Consider the following 14025-nt stretch of genomic DNA (forward strand, 5'->3'; position numbering starts at 1 on the left):
GTGTCTAACTGGGTGCCTAAGCCCCCGGACTCTTGAAGATCCTATCCATGGCGGTCGCACCCTCTTGGAGTACCGGCCTGATCTGCAAGCGGTAAACCAGCTCGGTCACTGCCGTACTGCGATGGCCGACCAAGCGGGAGATCTCGTCAAGCGGGATGCCCTGGTCTGAGAGCAGGGACACGAAGCTGTGCCGAAGCTCTCGCGGCGTCCACTGCTTCGGGTCAAGATCGGTCTTGGCGATGATCAGCCGGAAGGCGCGGCGCACGTTGTGGGAGTCGAGCGGCGTGCCCACGGTCGAGGCGAACACCAGGCCGTGATCCTGCCAGCGTTCCCCGGCGGTCTCCTTGTCCTCCTCTTGCTGGGTCTTCTGGGCCTTCAGCGCGTCCACAGCACGTTGCGGAAGCGCCAGCGTTCGACGGGACTTCGGAGTCTTGGTGTCTCCTCCGGTCCTCACTGACCGCCACACGGCCACGTACGGTGGAACCACGGGCTCTGCTTCCGGACTCCCCTTCAGGTCCACGTGATCCCATGTCAGAGCCCTGAGTTCCTCGGTGCGCGCTCCTGTGAGCAGGGCCACGACCAGGTAGCCGTACATCCGGGTCCCCTCAGCAGCTCTGAGTACGGCTTCCGCCTGAGCCAGCGTGAGCGCCTTGGACGGGCGGCCATCCTTGCCGCGAGGAACAGAGCAGAGGTCCACCACGTTCCGCTTGACCAGGTCGCGAGCCATCGCGCGTCTGACGGACCTGTTCAAGTACGACCTGATCAGCCGGAGCGTGCTCGTGCTCAGCGTCTTGGCCTTCCCCGAGAGCCACTTGTCCACATCCTGTGCACTGAGTTCGCGGAGCTTCCGCTTGCCCAGGGCGGGGATGACGTGCACGCGGCACATGATCTGACCTGCTTCGTAGGTGGCCTTGTCCCGGCGGCTCAGCTCGTACTTGAGCCAGTCGTTCACGGCCTGCTCTACGGTGACGTCGCCCTTCGCGAGTGTGAGACCGTCCTCGTAGTCCCTAATGATCTCTCTGAGCTTGTCCTTGGCTTCGGTCTTGGTCTTGCCGGTTCCCTTCTTCACGATGCGCTTTCCGGCGGGCGTGTAGCCGACCGTCAGCGTGGCGACCCAGCGCTGGCGGCTCTCGTCCCAGCGGAGACCGCCGTCCCCTCTACTGCGTCGTTTGGTCATTAGGCTGCTTCCTCTGCTTCCTTCGTCAGGAGGGCGATGTATTCGCGGATGCCGTCGGCGGTGAACCGCCGGGCGCGGCCCTGCTTGACCGATTGCAGGCGGCCTGCGCGGACCTGTTCGTAGATGACGGACCGGCTCAGGCGTAGCAGGCGCTCTGCGTCCCGGACGCAGAAGAGCTGGACATCGCTGAGCTGTAGTGCTTCCGGTGCGTGGGTGGTCATGACGGGTGGTTCTCCTCACCGGGGACAGCGGGGACACCCGGCAGGGAGGGCTGTCCCCGGAAATCGGCAGCGTCGGTGCTGGTCAGAGGCGGTTCGGGGACAGCGGGGACAGCGGGGACACTTCCTGTGGGGTCTGTCCCCGGCAGTCGGTAGCGTCCGGCAGCGTCGGCGCAGAGCTGGCCGTCGGCGGCCATGCGGGCGCAGGTCTTCTTGACGGTGTCGCGGGAGATGCCAACGGCTTCGGCGATGTCGCGGGGCTGGCTGGCCGCGTGCTGGCGCAGGTGGCGGACGATGGCGGCACGGGTGGCCGACAGTGCGTGTTCGTCGGCGGGGCCGTCGAGCAGGTGCCAGGTCCCGGTGTCGTGGTGGAAGGACAGGGCGTGTTCGGCCTCTTCCACGTCCCTGCCGGTGATGTGGAGCACGCCGTCTGCGGTCCCTCGGGCGCGCTTGAGGACCAACGTGGAGTCGGCGGCACCGGCCAGGCCGTTGGTGCCGGAGACCTGCTCCAGGAAGTCGTCTGAGCCCATCTTGCGGACGTGGTGCACGAGCACGACGGCCACGCCGAAGGTGTCGGCCAGGCGCTTGGCGTGGCCCATGGCGGCGTAGTCGGCGTCATAGGCCGACAGGCCGGGCGGGGTGGTGCCGCGCACCTTGGCGAACACGTCGATGACGACCAGGCGGGCGCCGACGTTGCGCTCCAGCCAGCGCGCGATGTGCTCCGCTCCGCCGGTAGGCAAGGTCGGGCAGGAGGTGGCCAGCGTGAGCTGAGCCGGTGCAGGAGCGCCGCGCAGGATCTTGGCCATGCGGTTCTGGAGTCGACGCGGGGTGTCCTCCAGGGCCAGGTAGAGCACTGGGCCGGGCTCCACGTCGATGGTTCCGAACGCCTTGGTCCCGGCGGCCACTGCGATGGCGGTGGCCAGGGCAAGCCATGACTTGCCGACCTTGGGCGGTCCGGCCAGCAGGCTGAGCCCCTCGGCGATGACGCCGGGCACGGCCCACTTGGTCTCGGGGAAGGTCATGGCCATCAGTTCGTCGGCGGTCCACGAGGTGCGGAACGGCACCGTCGCGCCCGGCTGGTCGCCGGGGGCGTGGACGGCATCACCGGAGACCAGGCGCAGGTGAGAGGGGCGCTCGCTGGTCATGCGGCGACCGTTCGCGGGCGACGGGCACCGGCGCGCAGCCCTGACGCGATGGTGCGGGTGGCTTCGCCGTAGGTCTGACCGACGCTGGCGGCGGCGTCGGCCAGCCATCCGGTTACGTCGGCTTCGGGCAGTTCGCCACCGGCCACGAGCTGCCCGAGCGCCACGGCGGCGCAGTACAGGGCGTTGTTGTGGCCGTTCGGCGGGGAGGCGGTCACCCGGTCCACCTCGCGCGCGACGGCGGCGCGCAGGTAGTTGCCGTGCCGGTCGGTGGCCAGCGTGATGGTCACGGGGCGTTGGGGCGGGAGCGGGGCGGGGCGCAGCAGGTCGGCCAGCCATCCGGGCAGCGGCGCGGCCGGTGCGGCGTGAACTACCTCGTAGGTGCCGGTGCCGTCGTCGAGGTCGACGAAGCTGCCGGGGCCGACGACGTACCCGCCGGTCGCGCGGGTGTCGATCAGCCAGCCGAGCCCGCCGCGGGCGCCCTGGGTGTTGCCGAGCGTGATCCCGTCCGGGGCGGTGTAGTACAGGTGGGTGCCGCCGCGCCTGGTTCTGACGGTGAAGGTCTCCAGCGGTAGCGGTTGTCCGGCGCGCTCGCAGAGGGCGGCGAATACGTCGGCGCCGTCGTTGATGCCGGGCAGGTCCCATGCCGGCGGGCGGGTCTCGCCCTCCTTCGGGGTGTCGAGGTCCACCACCACCAGCCCCGAAGGGCCGGTGGCAACGCCGACGTTGTACGGCTGACGCGCCCAAAATCGGGCGATGACCTCGGGATCGGTGGTGTTGCGCTCCTTCCACGCCCAGTCCTTGAGCGGCACCTTGTCGCCGGGGACGAGCGGGAAGACATGCCAGCCGCGCGCGGCGGCGGCCAGGGCGTAGCGGGTGCAGTCGTTCATGCGGCGTCCTTTCCGGGGCTGTAGGCGCTCATGCCGCCACTCCGGGGAAGTTGTCCCAGGTGCGGCCGTCCAGCTCGCGTCCGGCGGCCTTCTTGCCGACGCGGCGCATCCGCACCGCGTCGGCCGGGGCCAGCTTCTCCATGCCGTTCCAGCTCTGGCCGCGCCGGTCGACGAAGGTGACGGCGCCGCGCTGGTGGATCCGTCCTGGCCGAGAACGCGAATCTGCACCAGCAGAACCGCAGACTCGCCCAGCGCGTCAGCGACCTGGAAGACCGGCTCTCCGAACTCTTGGGCCAACAGGTCTTCGACCGCAGCGGGCTCGGCGCCCCTACCAGCACCGCCGCCCTCCAAGACGAGCTGGAGGCCCAGAAACAGACCGTCCTGGACCTTCGGCGGCTCCTGGAAGAACGCGAGGAGGAACTCGCCGCCGCCCGCGAGACGAACCGGCGACTGATGAACCAGCTCAACCGCACCCGCCCTTGATCGGCTGCGGCTCCGGACCTATCCATGGCCGGCACCGGTGAGCTGCGGCGCTGAGGTCACCTTGCGGACACCGCTTGCCCGCAGGTCCCCACCTCGGACGGCTCGACGGTTAACGCATTGCGCGGCCTTAGGCCAATCAATGAAGATCACTCTATGGAGCGAGACGTGATCAAAGCGGGATGGCTTACCCTGCGGCCATTTACGCTGGACGACATTCCGTGGGTCTATGAGGTGTCCCTGGATCCAGCGTTGCAGCACTTCGTGGAGTTGCCGTCGCCCTACCGCATGGAAAACGCGGCGTTCTTCGTCGAGCAGCTGGCCATCGCCGGCGGACAGAGCGGACAGCGTCTGGAGTTCCTCGCTGAGGAGGCGTCCACGGGAGAACGCCTGGGCCGCGTCGGTCTGTGGCTGGGTACGCCGGGCACGGCCGAGATCGGATACTGGGTTGATCCGAAAACCCGCAAACGTGGCGTTGCGACCGACGCGGTGCGAGCTGTGTGTCGATGGGCCTTCCGCACCCACAGCCTGGAACTGATCGAGTGGCGCGCTGAAGTAGGCAACCTGGCGTCTCGCCGAGTCGCAGAGAAGGCAGGCTTCACCGTGGAGGCCACGCTCCGGAAGCGGCTCTTTCACCGAGGAACTCGGGTGGACGCGTGGTTTGGCTCCCTGCTCAAGAACGAGGCCCTTTGAACTCCCCGTCCGCAACGCATGTCGCGCACGGAAACGACCACATGCTGTGGCTGCGACCTGCGGAGATAGAAAGTTAAAGATCGTCGACCCGCCAGAAAGGTCGGACATCGAGTTGACGAACACCTTGCGCGGCTTGGCCCAGCGGAACGGCTGGTCGAGCCGCTCCGGCCTCAGAGTGATGTCGAACCCGTTCTCGAACGGGTGGCCGGGGATGCCACGCCACCGCTCGGCGAAGGTCTCGGCGTAGCAGTGGTCACATCCCGGGGAGACCTTGGTGCAGCCAGTCACCGGGTTCCACGTGGTGTCGGTCCATTCGATGGAGCTGTGCTCAGACATGGGCGTTCTCCAGAAGGGTCACCAGGCGCGGGTAGCGGCGTGACAGGTGGGCGGTGAGGTGGGTTTCGGCGGTGTGGGCATCGCCGGTCAGGGTGGCCAGCGCGACCAGGGCGGAGATGGCCACGTCGCACAACTCTCCGGACAGGTCATCCAGGGTGTGGGTGAAGCCTTTGCGGGGGTTCTGGCCGGTCATGCCGATGTAGGCGGCGACGGCTTCCCCGCATTCCTCAGACACCTTCATCAGACGCATTGCCGTCTCGTGGTCGGTGCGGGGGTTGGCGGCATCCAGCCAGGTGAGGGCCAATGCGATGTGTCCCCACAAGGTGGGGCTCGATCCGGTCGCTTCCGGTGCGGTGGTGGCGGTGGGGACCGGTTCGGTGGGGATGGTGGCGGGCGGGGTGGTCACGCGGCTTCCTCCTGAAGCGGGGCCGGGAGTTCGGCGGTGATGCGGTTGACCAGGCGGCGGGCGATGGTGTGTTCGACGCCCATGCGCTGGGCGACATCGCCGACGCCCCCACCGGCAGCGAGGATGCGGGTGGCGGCCAGGAGGCGTTCGGTCGGGGTGAGCTGGACCTGGCGCTGGCTGGTGACCACCAGATCGACGGCCATCAGGTCGACCACGCCGTCTTCGGTCAGCAGGCCGATGTTCTTGCGCGGCTGGACCTTCTTCGCGGCGTGGTTGAAGTGGGCTACGGTGACGCCCCTGCGGTGTAGCCACTGGCGGGCGCGGGTGGCATCTGCGCCCGTCGCGGTTAGGGCGGAGCGGATGGCGTCGGCCTGGTTCATCCGCCGCAGTTCCTCGCGGGTGACGCGGCGGGAGAGGTGGCCGACGGTGAGGGGAACGAGCCGGTTGCGGGTGGTGCTGGTCATGATCGGTGTCCTCTCCAGGGGTTGAGTCACTTGCCGAATGGGCGGGGTGGGGTGGTGCGGACGCGGGTGGGGCGGGTGCCCTGGCGGCGTAGACGGCGCAGGTAGTTGTAGGCGCGGCGGCCCGTCCGCAGTCGCAGGCCGGTGCCTTTGCAGTGGCGGCACCAGCGCTTGACGCGGCCGTTGGGCTTGATGGTCTTGCCGACGCCCTCACAGCGGCGACAGCGGGCGAACGGGGAAGCGGCACAGGCGGCGGTGTAGCCGAGCGCGCACAGCAGCAGCACGCCGACGGCGGCGGCCAGCAGGGTCGCGAGCGGGGGCAGAAGATCACTCAGCGGGGTAGCGGGGGGTGGGGTAGCGGTAGCGGCGTGGAAGGTCACGGCAGGGCTCCGATACGGGGTTTTCGAGCACGATGAAGGCGGCCCGCTACCCGCTACCTGCGGGTATTCGGGCTGATCAGAAGGGGTGTGAGGGGTAGCGGCAGCGGTAGCGCAGCCGCTACCCGGTAGCGAGCCAGCCGCTACCTTTCATGACCCCGGAGGACTCTCGCGGCGGGGTGCGGGCGGGGTACGGCAGAGCCGTCGAACGGGGTCCGGCGGCTCTGCCGTACGGCTCACGCGGCGCCGTCGCGGCGGCGGATCGCTTGGGCGATGTCGGCTTGCTTGGCGCCCTTGAGGACCTTGCCGTCGCGCTTGATGTTCACGCTCGGCACGGCCAGGTCCCGAAGCTGAGCCGACACCGCGTCGGCGGACAGGTCGGCGTAGTGCTCCGGGATGCGCTCGGCCAGGCGGGCGGCGATCTCGGCCCAGGACAGGCCGGACTCGCCGGGGTGGAAGACCGACAGGGCGTCGGCCAGCACGTCGCGCACCTCGCGCTTGATCTCTTCCCCGGCGGCGTAGCCGGTCAAGGTCCCGGCGCGCTCACGCAGGGCGCGGGCGGTGGTCAGGATCTTTTCGGCGTCGGCGGCGTCGGCCAGGTAGGTGCGCACGGTCGGGGTGTCATCCGATGCGCCGTACAGGTAGCCGACGCCCCGGTACTCCTTGCCGTTGGGCAGGGAGGAGGCGTCGAACCCCTCGCTGTAGGCGTCCCCGCCCAAGATGGCTTCGGAGACGTTGCGGTTGCCGCACTTGAGCGCGAAGCGCACGGCGTGGTTGTCGCGGTAGCGGCCGAACAGCCGCTGCACGTCACCGGCGCCCACCCCGGACGGCTTCTGCGAGCTGGACAGGATGATGACCCCAGCGGACGGGCCGACGGCCATGATGAAGCTCAGGAGAGCGGCGATCTCCTTGTTCTTGTCCTGATCGTCCAGCTCGTAGTAGACCTGGAACTCCTCCATGACCAGCACCCACACCCGCAGGTTGGGGTACTTGCGCGACAGCTCCTCAGTGAGCTTGCCGTCGGGGCACTCGGAGACGGGCAGGGTGGACAAGAACTGGTTGACCTGCTGGATGTGCGCCTTGATCTCCCGTAGGGCGTCCAGCAGCTCTTCTACCGGGTCGCCGTCGCGGTTGATGACGGTGCCGAAGATGATGCGGTGAGCAACCAGCTTGAACTTGCGCCAGTCCGGGCTGTCCTTGCCGTCCACCACGGTCAACCTGACGTAGGGGTCCATCGCGGCGTACAGGGCCAGCAGCCGGGCGGCGAACGTCTTGCCCTTGCGCGGCTGAGCGCCCACCAGGATCGAGATCCACAGCAGCAGCAGCGCGACCTGACGTCCGCGTTCGTCCAGCCCGAACGGGGCGGGCTTCCAGATGTTGCGCGGCTTGCCGTCCAGCAGCGGCGTGCGCCCAGCGGGGATCGCGAGGGGGTCGCGGTCGGCCACGAACAGCTTGTGCCGCCGGGTGGAGGACGGGTCGCGGGTGATGTAGACCTGCTGTTCGGTGACGTCCAGACCGGAGGCGATCTCGGGGCGTGCCTTGATCGCGTGGTCGAACGTCTTGCCGTATGGCAGGTCCACCACGACCTCAGAGCCGGTACCGGCAGCATCGCGCGATATGCGAGAGCCGAACTGGATCTGCTGGTGGGGCTTGTCGGGGTGTCCGAGTCCGGCGGCATAGTAGGCGCGCAGCACCACGTCGGCATTCAGCAGGCGGTAGCGGCGGGAGACGGCGGCGGTGGGGATGAGCGGACGGCCCTGGGGCTTGCCGCACCGGGCCAGCACCGGCACCAGCGCGAGAGCGACGGCGGCCTGGAAGAGCGGTTGCAGGTTGGCCACCGCGACGGCGGCCGCGATGGCCGCGATGAGCTGGAAGAACAGGACCACGCCACGCCAGCGGCGGGTGGCCTTGCCTTCCTTGTGCAGCTTGAGCCACATCTCCGGGTCGTTTTCGCTGGCGGCGGTCTGGAGGAGGGCGTACTGTTCGTTGACCCACCACCAGCGCAACTGCCGGTTGACCAGGGCAAAGACGCCCACGATGGCGAACCAGACGACCTTGAGCAGGTACCACGGGGCGCGCACCACGTGGAAGGCGGCCACGTGCGCCCACCTGCCGAGCGCAGCCTTGACGGTGGCGGGCAGGTTCGCCCGGTGCAGCGGGGGCGGGATGATCGGGCGGCGGCTCTCGCTCACCAACTCCGGGACCTGGCCGTCGGGCAGGTCCACCAGCGTCGGCGCCTGGTCAGCGGGCGGCGGCCCGTCCAGCTCGATCTCATAGGAAGTGTCGTAGACGGCGGTCCGCTCGCCCGGTCGGCTGTCCGGCTCACCGGCCGGGTCGGTCGCCGGGCCGTCCCCCTGGTCGGGGGCGTCCAGCGGGCGGGGACGGCGGCGGGAGTCGAGCGGCACGACCTGCCCGCCCTCGGCGTGCTCGGCGTCGGTGGTGGGGCGGTCAGACCACTGGAAGTCGGACAGGTCGCCGCGGTCCGGGTCGGGGTTGGTGTTGGGCTCGTGCGGCTGGTCGGTCATGATGAGGTCACCTCGGTTCCTTCGCAGGTGGCGGGGTGGCAGGGCGCGGCCGACTTCTTGGCGGGAGGGGTCGCGCCCTGCGTGGTGGATGGGATCGAGCGGCTCGGCTCGTCAGGCCAGTCGAGCTGGCCGTCTTCGTTGATGTCGGTGGCGGCGAGCGCTTGGTTGATGCCGTAGTGGTAGGGGCAGGAGCCGTGCGGCCAGCGCGGCCAGAGCCCGTCGGCGAACAGGCACGCCTGGCAGTTTTCGGCGTCGGGGTTGATGTCGAGCAGCTCCAACCAGGCCGTGGAGTCCCCGACCTTGAGGGGAAGGGGTTGCTTGCCATCGGCCAGCGCGACCCTGCCCTTGTCGAGCAGGAGAGCGACCAGGGCGCGCAGGTCGCCGTTGACGGGCACGTGCTGGGCCATCGCGGCCTGGATCTCGTCGGTGATGTAGATGACGCGCGGCGTTTCGGGGTCGCGGTGGGTCATGGAGTCACGTCCTGGTCGGTGTCCTGGTCGTCGTCGGGCAGTTCGTTGGGGCCGTAGTCGGCGACCACGCCGACGCCGACCATGTAGCCCTCCAGGTGGATCCAGCGGGCCAGCCACCGGGCTTCCTGTCCGGCCGGGCCGGGGTCTCGGCCTAGGGCTTCGTACTGGTTGAGGTTGGTGAGCTCGACCCACAGCGGGCGGTGGCTGTTCTTGCGGCGCAGGATCTCGGCGTAGACGGCGCGCAGGGTCACCAGCAGGTCGCCGGGGGTGCAGTCGCCGGTGCCGGTCGGCTGGCCGGTCAGCTCGGCGAGCGCGGCCAGGTCGGCGGGGTTGCTGGCGTCGAAGTCGTCGCTCACAACCAGGTCGGGAACGCTCTGAAGGTCGGTCATGAGGTCACCTCGCGGTCGGTGTTGGTCCACTGGCAGTGAGCGTCTGGTCCGCTGCCGGTGCATTCGACCGGCGGGGGTTCCTCGGCGGGCGGGGTCGGGTCGGTGTCGGCCCAGCGGCAGCGGTTGTCCTGGCAGAGGACGGGGGGCGGCGTCGGGTCGTTGCCCGTGCCCTTGTCGGCCACGTGGCAGGCCGTGGGGGTCAGTCCGATCAGGGCGGTCAGCACGGCGGATGTGAAGTGTCGTATGAGGGCGGGGGTGCGCGGTTCGGTCATGAGGTCACCTCGCGGTTGGTGTCGGCCAGGTGGGTGCAGCAGGTGCGGCGGTGGGCGGCCATGGTGGAGTGGATCTCGGCCACGGTCCGGCGGCGGGTGGCGATCATCCGCACCCAGATGGAGACGGGGACGGCCAGGCAGACCAGGGAGATCACGATCGCGGGGGCGAGCACGGTGAGCATGGCGGGTCAGTCCTTTCCGGTGGTGGGGTCGTTGCGGAGGGCGTCACGGACGGCGCGGGCGTCGTCCATGGCGCAGCCAAGGGTGCGCTGGAGGCGGTAGGCGCTGGGTTCGGCGGGCAGTTCGCCGGAGGCGATGAGGGTCCGGGCCCGCTCGATCAGAGCGGTGCTCACGCCCGTGTTTGCGCCGTACGTAAGGCCAGTAAGGGTGGCGCGGCTGCCGTGATCCAGGTTGGCGAACGCGGCCAGGATGATGGGCAGGGCGGTGACGATGGCCACCGCGACGATGGGTCCCAGGATGTGCAGCACCAGCCGGGAGACGGTGAAGGGCGTGCCGTCCGGCAGCCCCCAGGGCGTGTACGGCCAGGCGTTCATGCCGAGCGTGAGCCCCAGAAACAGCCATTCGATCCGGGTCAGGATCGGGTTGTTGAGCGGCTGGCCGCGGGTGCCCATGTAGGCGCGGGCGCCGACTACCACGAGCAGGGCCAGGGACATGAACGGCTCAACCAGCCAGGCGAACACCCAGCTAGGTGACCAGGGCTTGGCGCCGTCGGCGGCGAACGCCTGCACACCGGCGGTGGACCAGGCCAGCGCGAGCGTCAGCGACACCAGAGCCGCGGTGACCAGCAGGCGCCGCATGCGGGCGGCCTGCCAGGCACGCATTTGCGGGTCTTGGGCCAGCGCGTGCAGCCGGGCGGCCTCTTGGGCGGCCTTGCGGCGCTTGCGGACCTTGGGGGTGTCGAGCATGAGCGGGGTGTCGTCGGCCTGGAGGTCGGCGAGCTGGTGCGCTTCGGCCACCTCGGCGCGCAACCGCAGCACGCGCCGGGTCGCACCGGGTGATTCGGCCGGCGCAGGTGCGGCGGGCGCCTGGCTGGCCACGTGCCGCTCCAGTTCGGCCAGCCCGCGGGCTACCTCTTCGGGGGTCGGTTCGGGGATCGGGTCAGGGTTGACGGCGCTCACGGGCGCTCCCCTCCTTTGGGGCGGCGGTCGCGGTCGGATCGCTGGTTGCGGTTCATGCCGTGCTTGCGGTCGGTCTCGATGAAGCCGTCTCGTCCGGCTTCGGGCTGGTAGAAGGTCGGCAGCTTCTCGCCGTGGACGGTGACGCCGGGGCGCCCGCTGGTGTCGAGCTTGCGGCGGCTCATGCGGCCACCTCTCGGGCGCAGTCGAGGCAGGTGCCGAGATGGCGGGGGAGGACGTAGCCGACATCGGTACTGCAGTCGGGGCAGGTGCGGCGGGCGGCGGCAGCTTTGGCCAGCGCGGCGAGCTGAGCCGGGGTCGGGGTGCGCTTGGGCAGCGCGAACCGCACGTCGTACAGGTAGGCGGCCCGCACACCCGGCGCGCCATAGCGGCGAGAGCGCCACAAGATCTGTGCCTGAACGCCCTGCCCGGCGGGGCGAAGCCCGCGGGCGGCGAGCTGGCGCAGGGTGAGCAGATGCGGCGGGGCCATCTGCCACGGGTAGGTGGGGATGCTGTATCGGGCGCCGGTAGGGTCCCAGAAGCGGGCGCGGATGCGGCTCATGAGGCGGCCTCCACGAGCACGTCGGCGAACACGTCGATCATCTCCGCGACTAACGGCGTGAGCGTGTCGCGCCATGACTGACCGCGCTCGGGCAGAACCTCGGGCCAGGTATGGACCATCCGGTGCCGCAAGGGCCACGGGCCGATGGCGCGCACGTCGGCCAGAACGTGATCCAAAGTGCGGTGCCCGTCGATGTCCAGCAGTAGGCCGTCAGGCAGGTGCGCGGCTACGTGCGTGGGCTTCCAGCCATCGGATGCGTGGTAGCGCTCGATCAGGGCAAAGCCGCAGCCGATGCGCTCGGCGACGGCGGCGGCCAGGAACATGCACTCGGCGAAGCCGAACAGTTCGAGGGCGTCGGCATCGATGACGCCAGGGCGTATGACGAAGGTGGACTGCCCGTGGAACGACGGCGTTGCCAGCGTGATATCCAGGCGCACCTCACGCAGCGGCGTGCCGTTCGCAAGCGCGGTCAGCAGCGGGTAGGCCGTGGCCGGGTCGGTAGCGGTGACGGCGGTCATGAGCGGCCCCACCCTCCCCAGCAGCGCGGGCAGCCGGGCCGGTCGCACATGTTGTGCGGGTCGGCGGACCATTCGCTGAGGGCGGCTTCGGCAGGTCCGGCCTGGTGAAAGATGACGCGGGTGATGTGCCTGATGGCGCGGCGCTCCTGAGCGATGCGGATCAGGTCGCAGGTGATGAGACCGGCGATGAACACCAGCAGGTAGCCGAGTACGGAGATCACGAGAACCCTCCTTTCAGGCGTGGGACTGGGCGCGGAAGCGGATGCGGCAGGCGCGGCAGCCGGGGCGGCAGGCCGCGCCGTGCATCGGGCACAGCTCGGTACGGCGGCCCTTGGCGCTGCCGCAGCGGCGGCAACCGATGACGCTCGCGGAGCGCTGGCCGCAGTGCGAGCAGCGGAAGCGAGCCATCAGGCCACCTCCGCCTTGAGGGCGCGGAGTTCGTCGGCGGTCAGCGCGGCCCACACCCCGTAGCGGGGGGCGGTGGCCACGGCGTAGGCCAGGCACTCCGTCAGCGCCGGACAGCGGCGGCACAGCGCCTTGGCGCTGGCCTCACGCTCCCGCCGCTCGGAGTCGGTCTCGATATCGGGGCCGATGAACAGGTCGGCGTCTGCCAGCTGGCAGGCCGGTCCGGCATCCGCTACGTCGGCCAGGAGTCCGGCCTGTCTTTCGCCGCCCAGCAGGGCGGCCATGAGGGCGGCGGTCACAGCGCCACCCCCAGCGCGCGAAGGGCGTCGATCAGGCAGAGCCGGGCGCAGGTGTGGCAGACGGGCGGCGAGGGCGGCTCGGAGCCGGGCGCGGAGATCTCCGCGCCGTCGCACACCTGGCAGATCCACTGCACATCGGTCAGGGACCCGTAGGACATGATGAGAACACCTCTCTGAGAAGGGAGGGCCGGGGGCGGCTCGTGTCTTGGCGGATGGGGGCCGCACCCGGCGGGGGCAAGGTCACTTGCTGATGGCCTTGATGAACTCGGCGAACTGCTGAGCGCCGGTCACGGTCGCTTCAAAGGCCCACTTGACCGCCACGGCAGCGCTCTGCGGGTCAGTGAAGAGGTAAATGACAAAGCCGATCAGGAACAGCGTCGGCAGGAACCGGCCGACGCTCTTGGCGGGCTGCATGGGAAGCTCCCTTGGCTTGATGAACCCGGCAGAGCAGCCGGAGTGCCCCAGCGGGGAGTCGAACCCCGCCTGCGACCATCGAGGCGATAGAGCCGAGCTCAGCCGAGCAGGTCGCTCAGCATGAGCTGGTGGGCGCGGAACACCTGACCGTCGTAGGAGGTCTTGAGCTGGTTGACCAGGTCGGCGTAGCTGTTGGCGCGCACCCAACGGGCGCGCTTGGCGTCATCAGCACCGACCACGGCGGGCAGGTCGACGGCGAACAGGGCGCTCAACTTGAAGGTGACGGGGACGGTGACCATCCACGCTTCGTCACTGGCGCGCGGGTCGGGCACGTACCGGGCCGGGAGCACCTGGCGGGCCACCCCGTCCAGCACCAGTCCGGTCTCTTCGGCTAGCTCGCGGACACCGGCGGCTTCCGGGTCCTCACCGGGCTCCACGTAGCCGCCCGGCACCGCCCAGCCGTGCCCGTCCGAGCGCTCCACCAGCAACAGCCAACGGCCGGAGGCCGTGTTGGCGGTGACGATGGCGTCGGCGGCGAGCTGTTCGCCCCAGTGGCCCAGCTCGTTGCGTCCGTACCGGATGCCGGTGGACTCGCACGGGTTGACCGGGTGGCCGTCGATCACCGGGAACGGGATCGCGGCGGCGGCCTGGCGGGCGGGCCAGTCGATCAGCGTCGGGTCGGTGCGCGGGTCGGCCCAGCCCTCCTGGACGCCCTTGGTGAACACGTCGGGGTGAGTGAACGTCACGTGCATGGTCATGTGGGTTCCCTAAGATCGATTTGTCTGGAGTGAGTCGCTCTGGATGCCCAGGACGACGGGGTGTGGCTGATGAGGGTCCGCTGCTGCTGTTGTGGCT

Annotated in this window: 24 protein-coding genes and 1 pseudogene; 2 read left to right on the top strand and 23 right to left on the bottom strand. The window is 69.6% G+C overall.

Translation table 11 applies throughout. The features are described from left to right. Window positions 1-16: 16 nt before the first annotated feature. The 4 genes from AB0B45_RS22205 to AB0B45_RS22220 are packed head-to-tail and all read right to left on the bottom strand — an operon-like array spanning window position 17 to window position 3427. A complete protein-coding gene (locus AB0B45_RS22205; RefSeq protein ID WP_358133286.1) occupies window positions 17-1177 on the bottom strand; it encodes a site-specific integrase in 1161 nt (386 codons plus the stop codon). Further along, window positions 1177-1398 (bottom strand): helix-turn-helix domain-containing protein, encoded by a 222-nt coding sequence (locus tag AB0B45_RS22210; RefSeq protein WP_358133289.1) that lies wholly within the window; start codon window positions 1396-1398, stop codon window positions 1177-1179. Before AB0B45_RS22210 ends, AB0B45_RS22205 begins: the two co-directional genes overlap by 1 nt. Next, entirely contained in the window at window positions 1395-2540 is a 1146-nt protein-coding gene (locus AB0B45_RS22215) for an AAA family ATPase (protein ID WP_358133292.1), read from the bottom strand. The genes AB0B45_RS22210 and AB0B45_RS22215 overlap by 4 nt, the downstream gene beginning before the upstream one ends. Beyond that, on the bottom strand, window positions 2537-3427 hold the full coding sequence (locus AB0B45_RS22220) for a bifunctional DNA primase/polymerase (RefSeq protein WP_358133295.1): 891 nt from the start codon (window positions 3425-3427) through the stop codon (window positions 2537-2539). Before AB0B45_RS22220 ends, AB0B45_RS22215 begins: the two co-directional genes overlap by 4 nt. 288 nt (window positions 3428-3715) lie before the next feature. On the opposite strand from AB0B45_RS22220, the gene AB0B45_RS22225 reads away from it, so the two are divergent. After that, window positions 3716-3910, top strand: coding sequence for a hypothetical protein (locus tag AB0B45_RS22225; RefSeq protein WP_358133298.1), 195 nt, complete (start codon window positions 3716-3718; stop codon window positions 3908-3910). Between the two features lie 153 nt (window positions 3911-4063). Next, a complete protein-coding gene (locus AB0B45_RS22230; RefSeq protein WP_358133299.1) occupies window positions 4064-4600 on the top strand; it encodes a GNAT family N-acetyltransferase in 537 nt (178 codons plus the stop codon). Window positions 4601-4705: 105 nt separating this feature from the next. On the opposite strand, the pseudogene AB0B45_RS22235 reads toward AB0B45_RS22230, so the two are convergent. From AB0B45_RS22235 to AB0B45_RS22325, 19 genes and pseudogenes are all read right to left on the bottom strand, one after another. Next, a pseudogene (locus AB0B45_RS22235) lies at window positions 4706-4936 on the bottom strand (DUF5131 family protein); the annotation flags it as partial. Continuing rightward, entirely contained in the window at window positions 4929-5342 is a 414-nt protein-coding gene (locus tag AB0B45_RS22240; RefSeq protein ID WP_358133302.1) for a MazG-like family protein, read from the bottom strand. The gene AB0B45_RS22240 and the pseudogene AB0B45_RS22235, both read right to left, overlap by 8 nt. Next, the gene (locus AB0B45_RS22245) at window positions 5339-5806 is read right to left on the bottom strand and encodes a hypothetical protein (protein ID WP_358133304.1); all 468 of its coding nucleotides are present in this window, start codon (window positions 5804-5806) and stop codon (window positions 5339-5341) included. Before AB0B45_RS22245 ends, AB0B45_RS22240 begins: the two co-directional genes overlap by 4 nt. A gap of 26 nt (window positions 5807-5832) precedes the next feature. Next, window positions 5833-6183: a hypothetical protein gene (locus AB0B45_RS22250; RefSeq protein ID WP_358133307.1), complete on the bottom strand. Its 351-nt coding sequence runs from the start codon at window positions 6181-6183 to the stop codon at window positions 5833-5835. 233 nt (window positions 6184-6416) lie between these two features. Further along, window positions 6417-8705, bottom strand: coding sequence for a hypothetical protein (locus tag AB0B45_RS22255; RefSeq protein ID WP_358133310.1), 2289 nt, complete (start codon window positions 8703-8705; stop codon window positions 6417-6419). Continuing rightward, window positions 8702-9175 (bottom strand): hypothetical protein, encoded by a 474-nt coding sequence (locus AB0B45_RS22260; protein ID WP_358133312.1) that lies wholly within the window; start codon window positions 9173-9175, stop codon window positions 8702-8704. Before AB0B45_RS22260 ends, AB0B45_RS22255 begins: the two co-directional genes overlap by 4 nt. After that, a complete protein-coding gene (locus AB0B45_RS22265; protein WP_358133315.1) occupies window positions 9172-9564 on the bottom strand; it encodes a hypothetical protein in 393 nt (130 codons plus the stop codon). The genes AB0B45_RS22260 and AB0B45_RS22265 overlap by 4 nt, the downstream gene beginning before the upstream one ends. Beyond that, window positions 9561-9836 carry a hypothetical protein gene (locus AB0B45_RS22270; RefSeq protein ID WP_358133318.1) on the bottom strand — a complete coding sequence of 92 codons (276 nt, stop codon included), beginning with the start codon at window positions 9834-9836 and terminating at the stop codon, window positions 9561-9563. Before AB0B45_RS22270 ends, AB0B45_RS22265 begins: the two co-directional genes overlap by 4 nt. Beyond that, window positions 9833-10018: a hypothetical protein gene (locus AB0B45_RS22275; protein ID WP_358133321.1), complete on the bottom strand. Its 186-nt coding sequence runs from the start codon at window positions 10016-10018 to the stop codon at window positions 9833-9835. The genes AB0B45_RS22270 and AB0B45_RS22275 overlap by 4 nt, the downstream gene beginning before the upstream one ends. Window positions 10019-10024: 6 nt before the next feature. Further along, on the bottom strand, window positions 10025-10975 hold the full coding sequence (locus AB0B45_RS22280; RefSeq protein WP_358133323.1) for a hypothetical protein: 951 nt from the start codon (window positions 10973-10975) through the stop codon (window positions 10025-10027). Next, the gene (locus tag AB0B45_RS22285; RefSeq protein WP_358133326.1) at window positions 10972-11157 is read right to left on the bottom strand and encodes a hypothetical protein; all 186 of its coding nucleotides are present in this window, start codon (window positions 11155-11157) and stop codon (window positions 10972-10974) included. Before AB0B45_RS22285 ends, AB0B45_RS22280 begins: the two co-directional genes overlap by 4 nt. After that, window positions 11154-11534, bottom strand: a complete 381-nt coding sequence (locus tag AB0B45_RS22290) for an RRQRL motif-containing zinc-binding protein (RefSeq protein ID WP_358133328.1) — start codon at window positions 11532-11534, stop codon at window positions 11154-11156. Before AB0B45_RS22290 ends, AB0B45_RS22285 begins: the two co-directional genes overlap by 4 nt. Next, the gene (locus AB0B45_RS22295; protein ID WP_358133331.1) at window positions 11531-12052 is read right to left on the bottom strand and encodes a hypothetical protein; all 522 of its coding nucleotides are present in this window, start codon (window positions 12050-12052) and stop codon (window positions 11531-11533) included. Before AB0B45_RS22295 ends, AB0B45_RS22290 begins: the two co-directional genes overlap by 4 nt. Continuing rightward, a complete protein-coding gene (locus tag AB0B45_RS22300) occupies window positions 12049-12273 on the bottom strand; it encodes a hypothetical protein (protein WP_358133334.1) in 225 nt (74 codons plus the stop codon). Before AB0B45_RS22300 ends, AB0B45_RS22295 begins: the two co-directional genes overlap by 4 nt. A gap of 13 nt (window positions 12274-12286) precedes the next feature. Beyond that, a complete protein-coding gene (locus tag AB0B45_RS22305; RefSeq protein WP_358133336.1) occupies window positions 12287-12460 on the bottom strand; it encodes a hypothetical protein in 174 nt (57 codons plus the stop codon). Beyond that, window positions 12460-12756, bottom strand: a complete 297-nt coding sequence (locus tag AB0B45_RS22310; protein WP_358133338.1) for a WhiB family transcriptional regulator — start codon at window positions 12754-12756, stop codon at window positions 12460-12462. The genes AB0B45_RS22305 and AB0B45_RS22310 overlap by 1 nt, the downstream gene beginning before the upstream one ends. Next, window positions 12753-12914, bottom strand: a complete 162-nt coding sequence (locus AB0B45_RS22315; RefSeq protein ID WP_358133341.1) for a hypothetical protein — start codon at window positions 12912-12914, stop codon at window positions 12753-12755. Before AB0B45_RS22315 ends, AB0B45_RS22310 begins: the two co-directional genes overlap by 4 nt. Window positions 12915-12996: 82 nt before the next feature. After that, window positions 12997-13170, bottom strand: coding sequence for a hypothetical protein (locus AB0B45_RS22320; RefSeq protein WP_183654249.1), 174 nt, complete (start codon window positions 13168-13170; stop codon window positions 12997-12999). 98 nt (window positions 13171-13268) lie between these two features. Next, a complete protein-coding gene (locus AB0B45_RS22325) occupies window positions 13269-13928 on the bottom strand; it encodes an NUDIX domain-containing protein (RefSeq protein WP_358133344.1) in 660 nt (219 codons plus the stop codon). Window positions 13929-14025: the final 97 nt, after the last annotated feature.

The organism is Nonomuraea sp. NPDC049152 (assembly GCF_040648355.1).
Lineage (GTDB): Bacteria > Actinomycetota > Actinomycetes > Streptosporangiales > Streptosporangiaceae > Nonomuraea.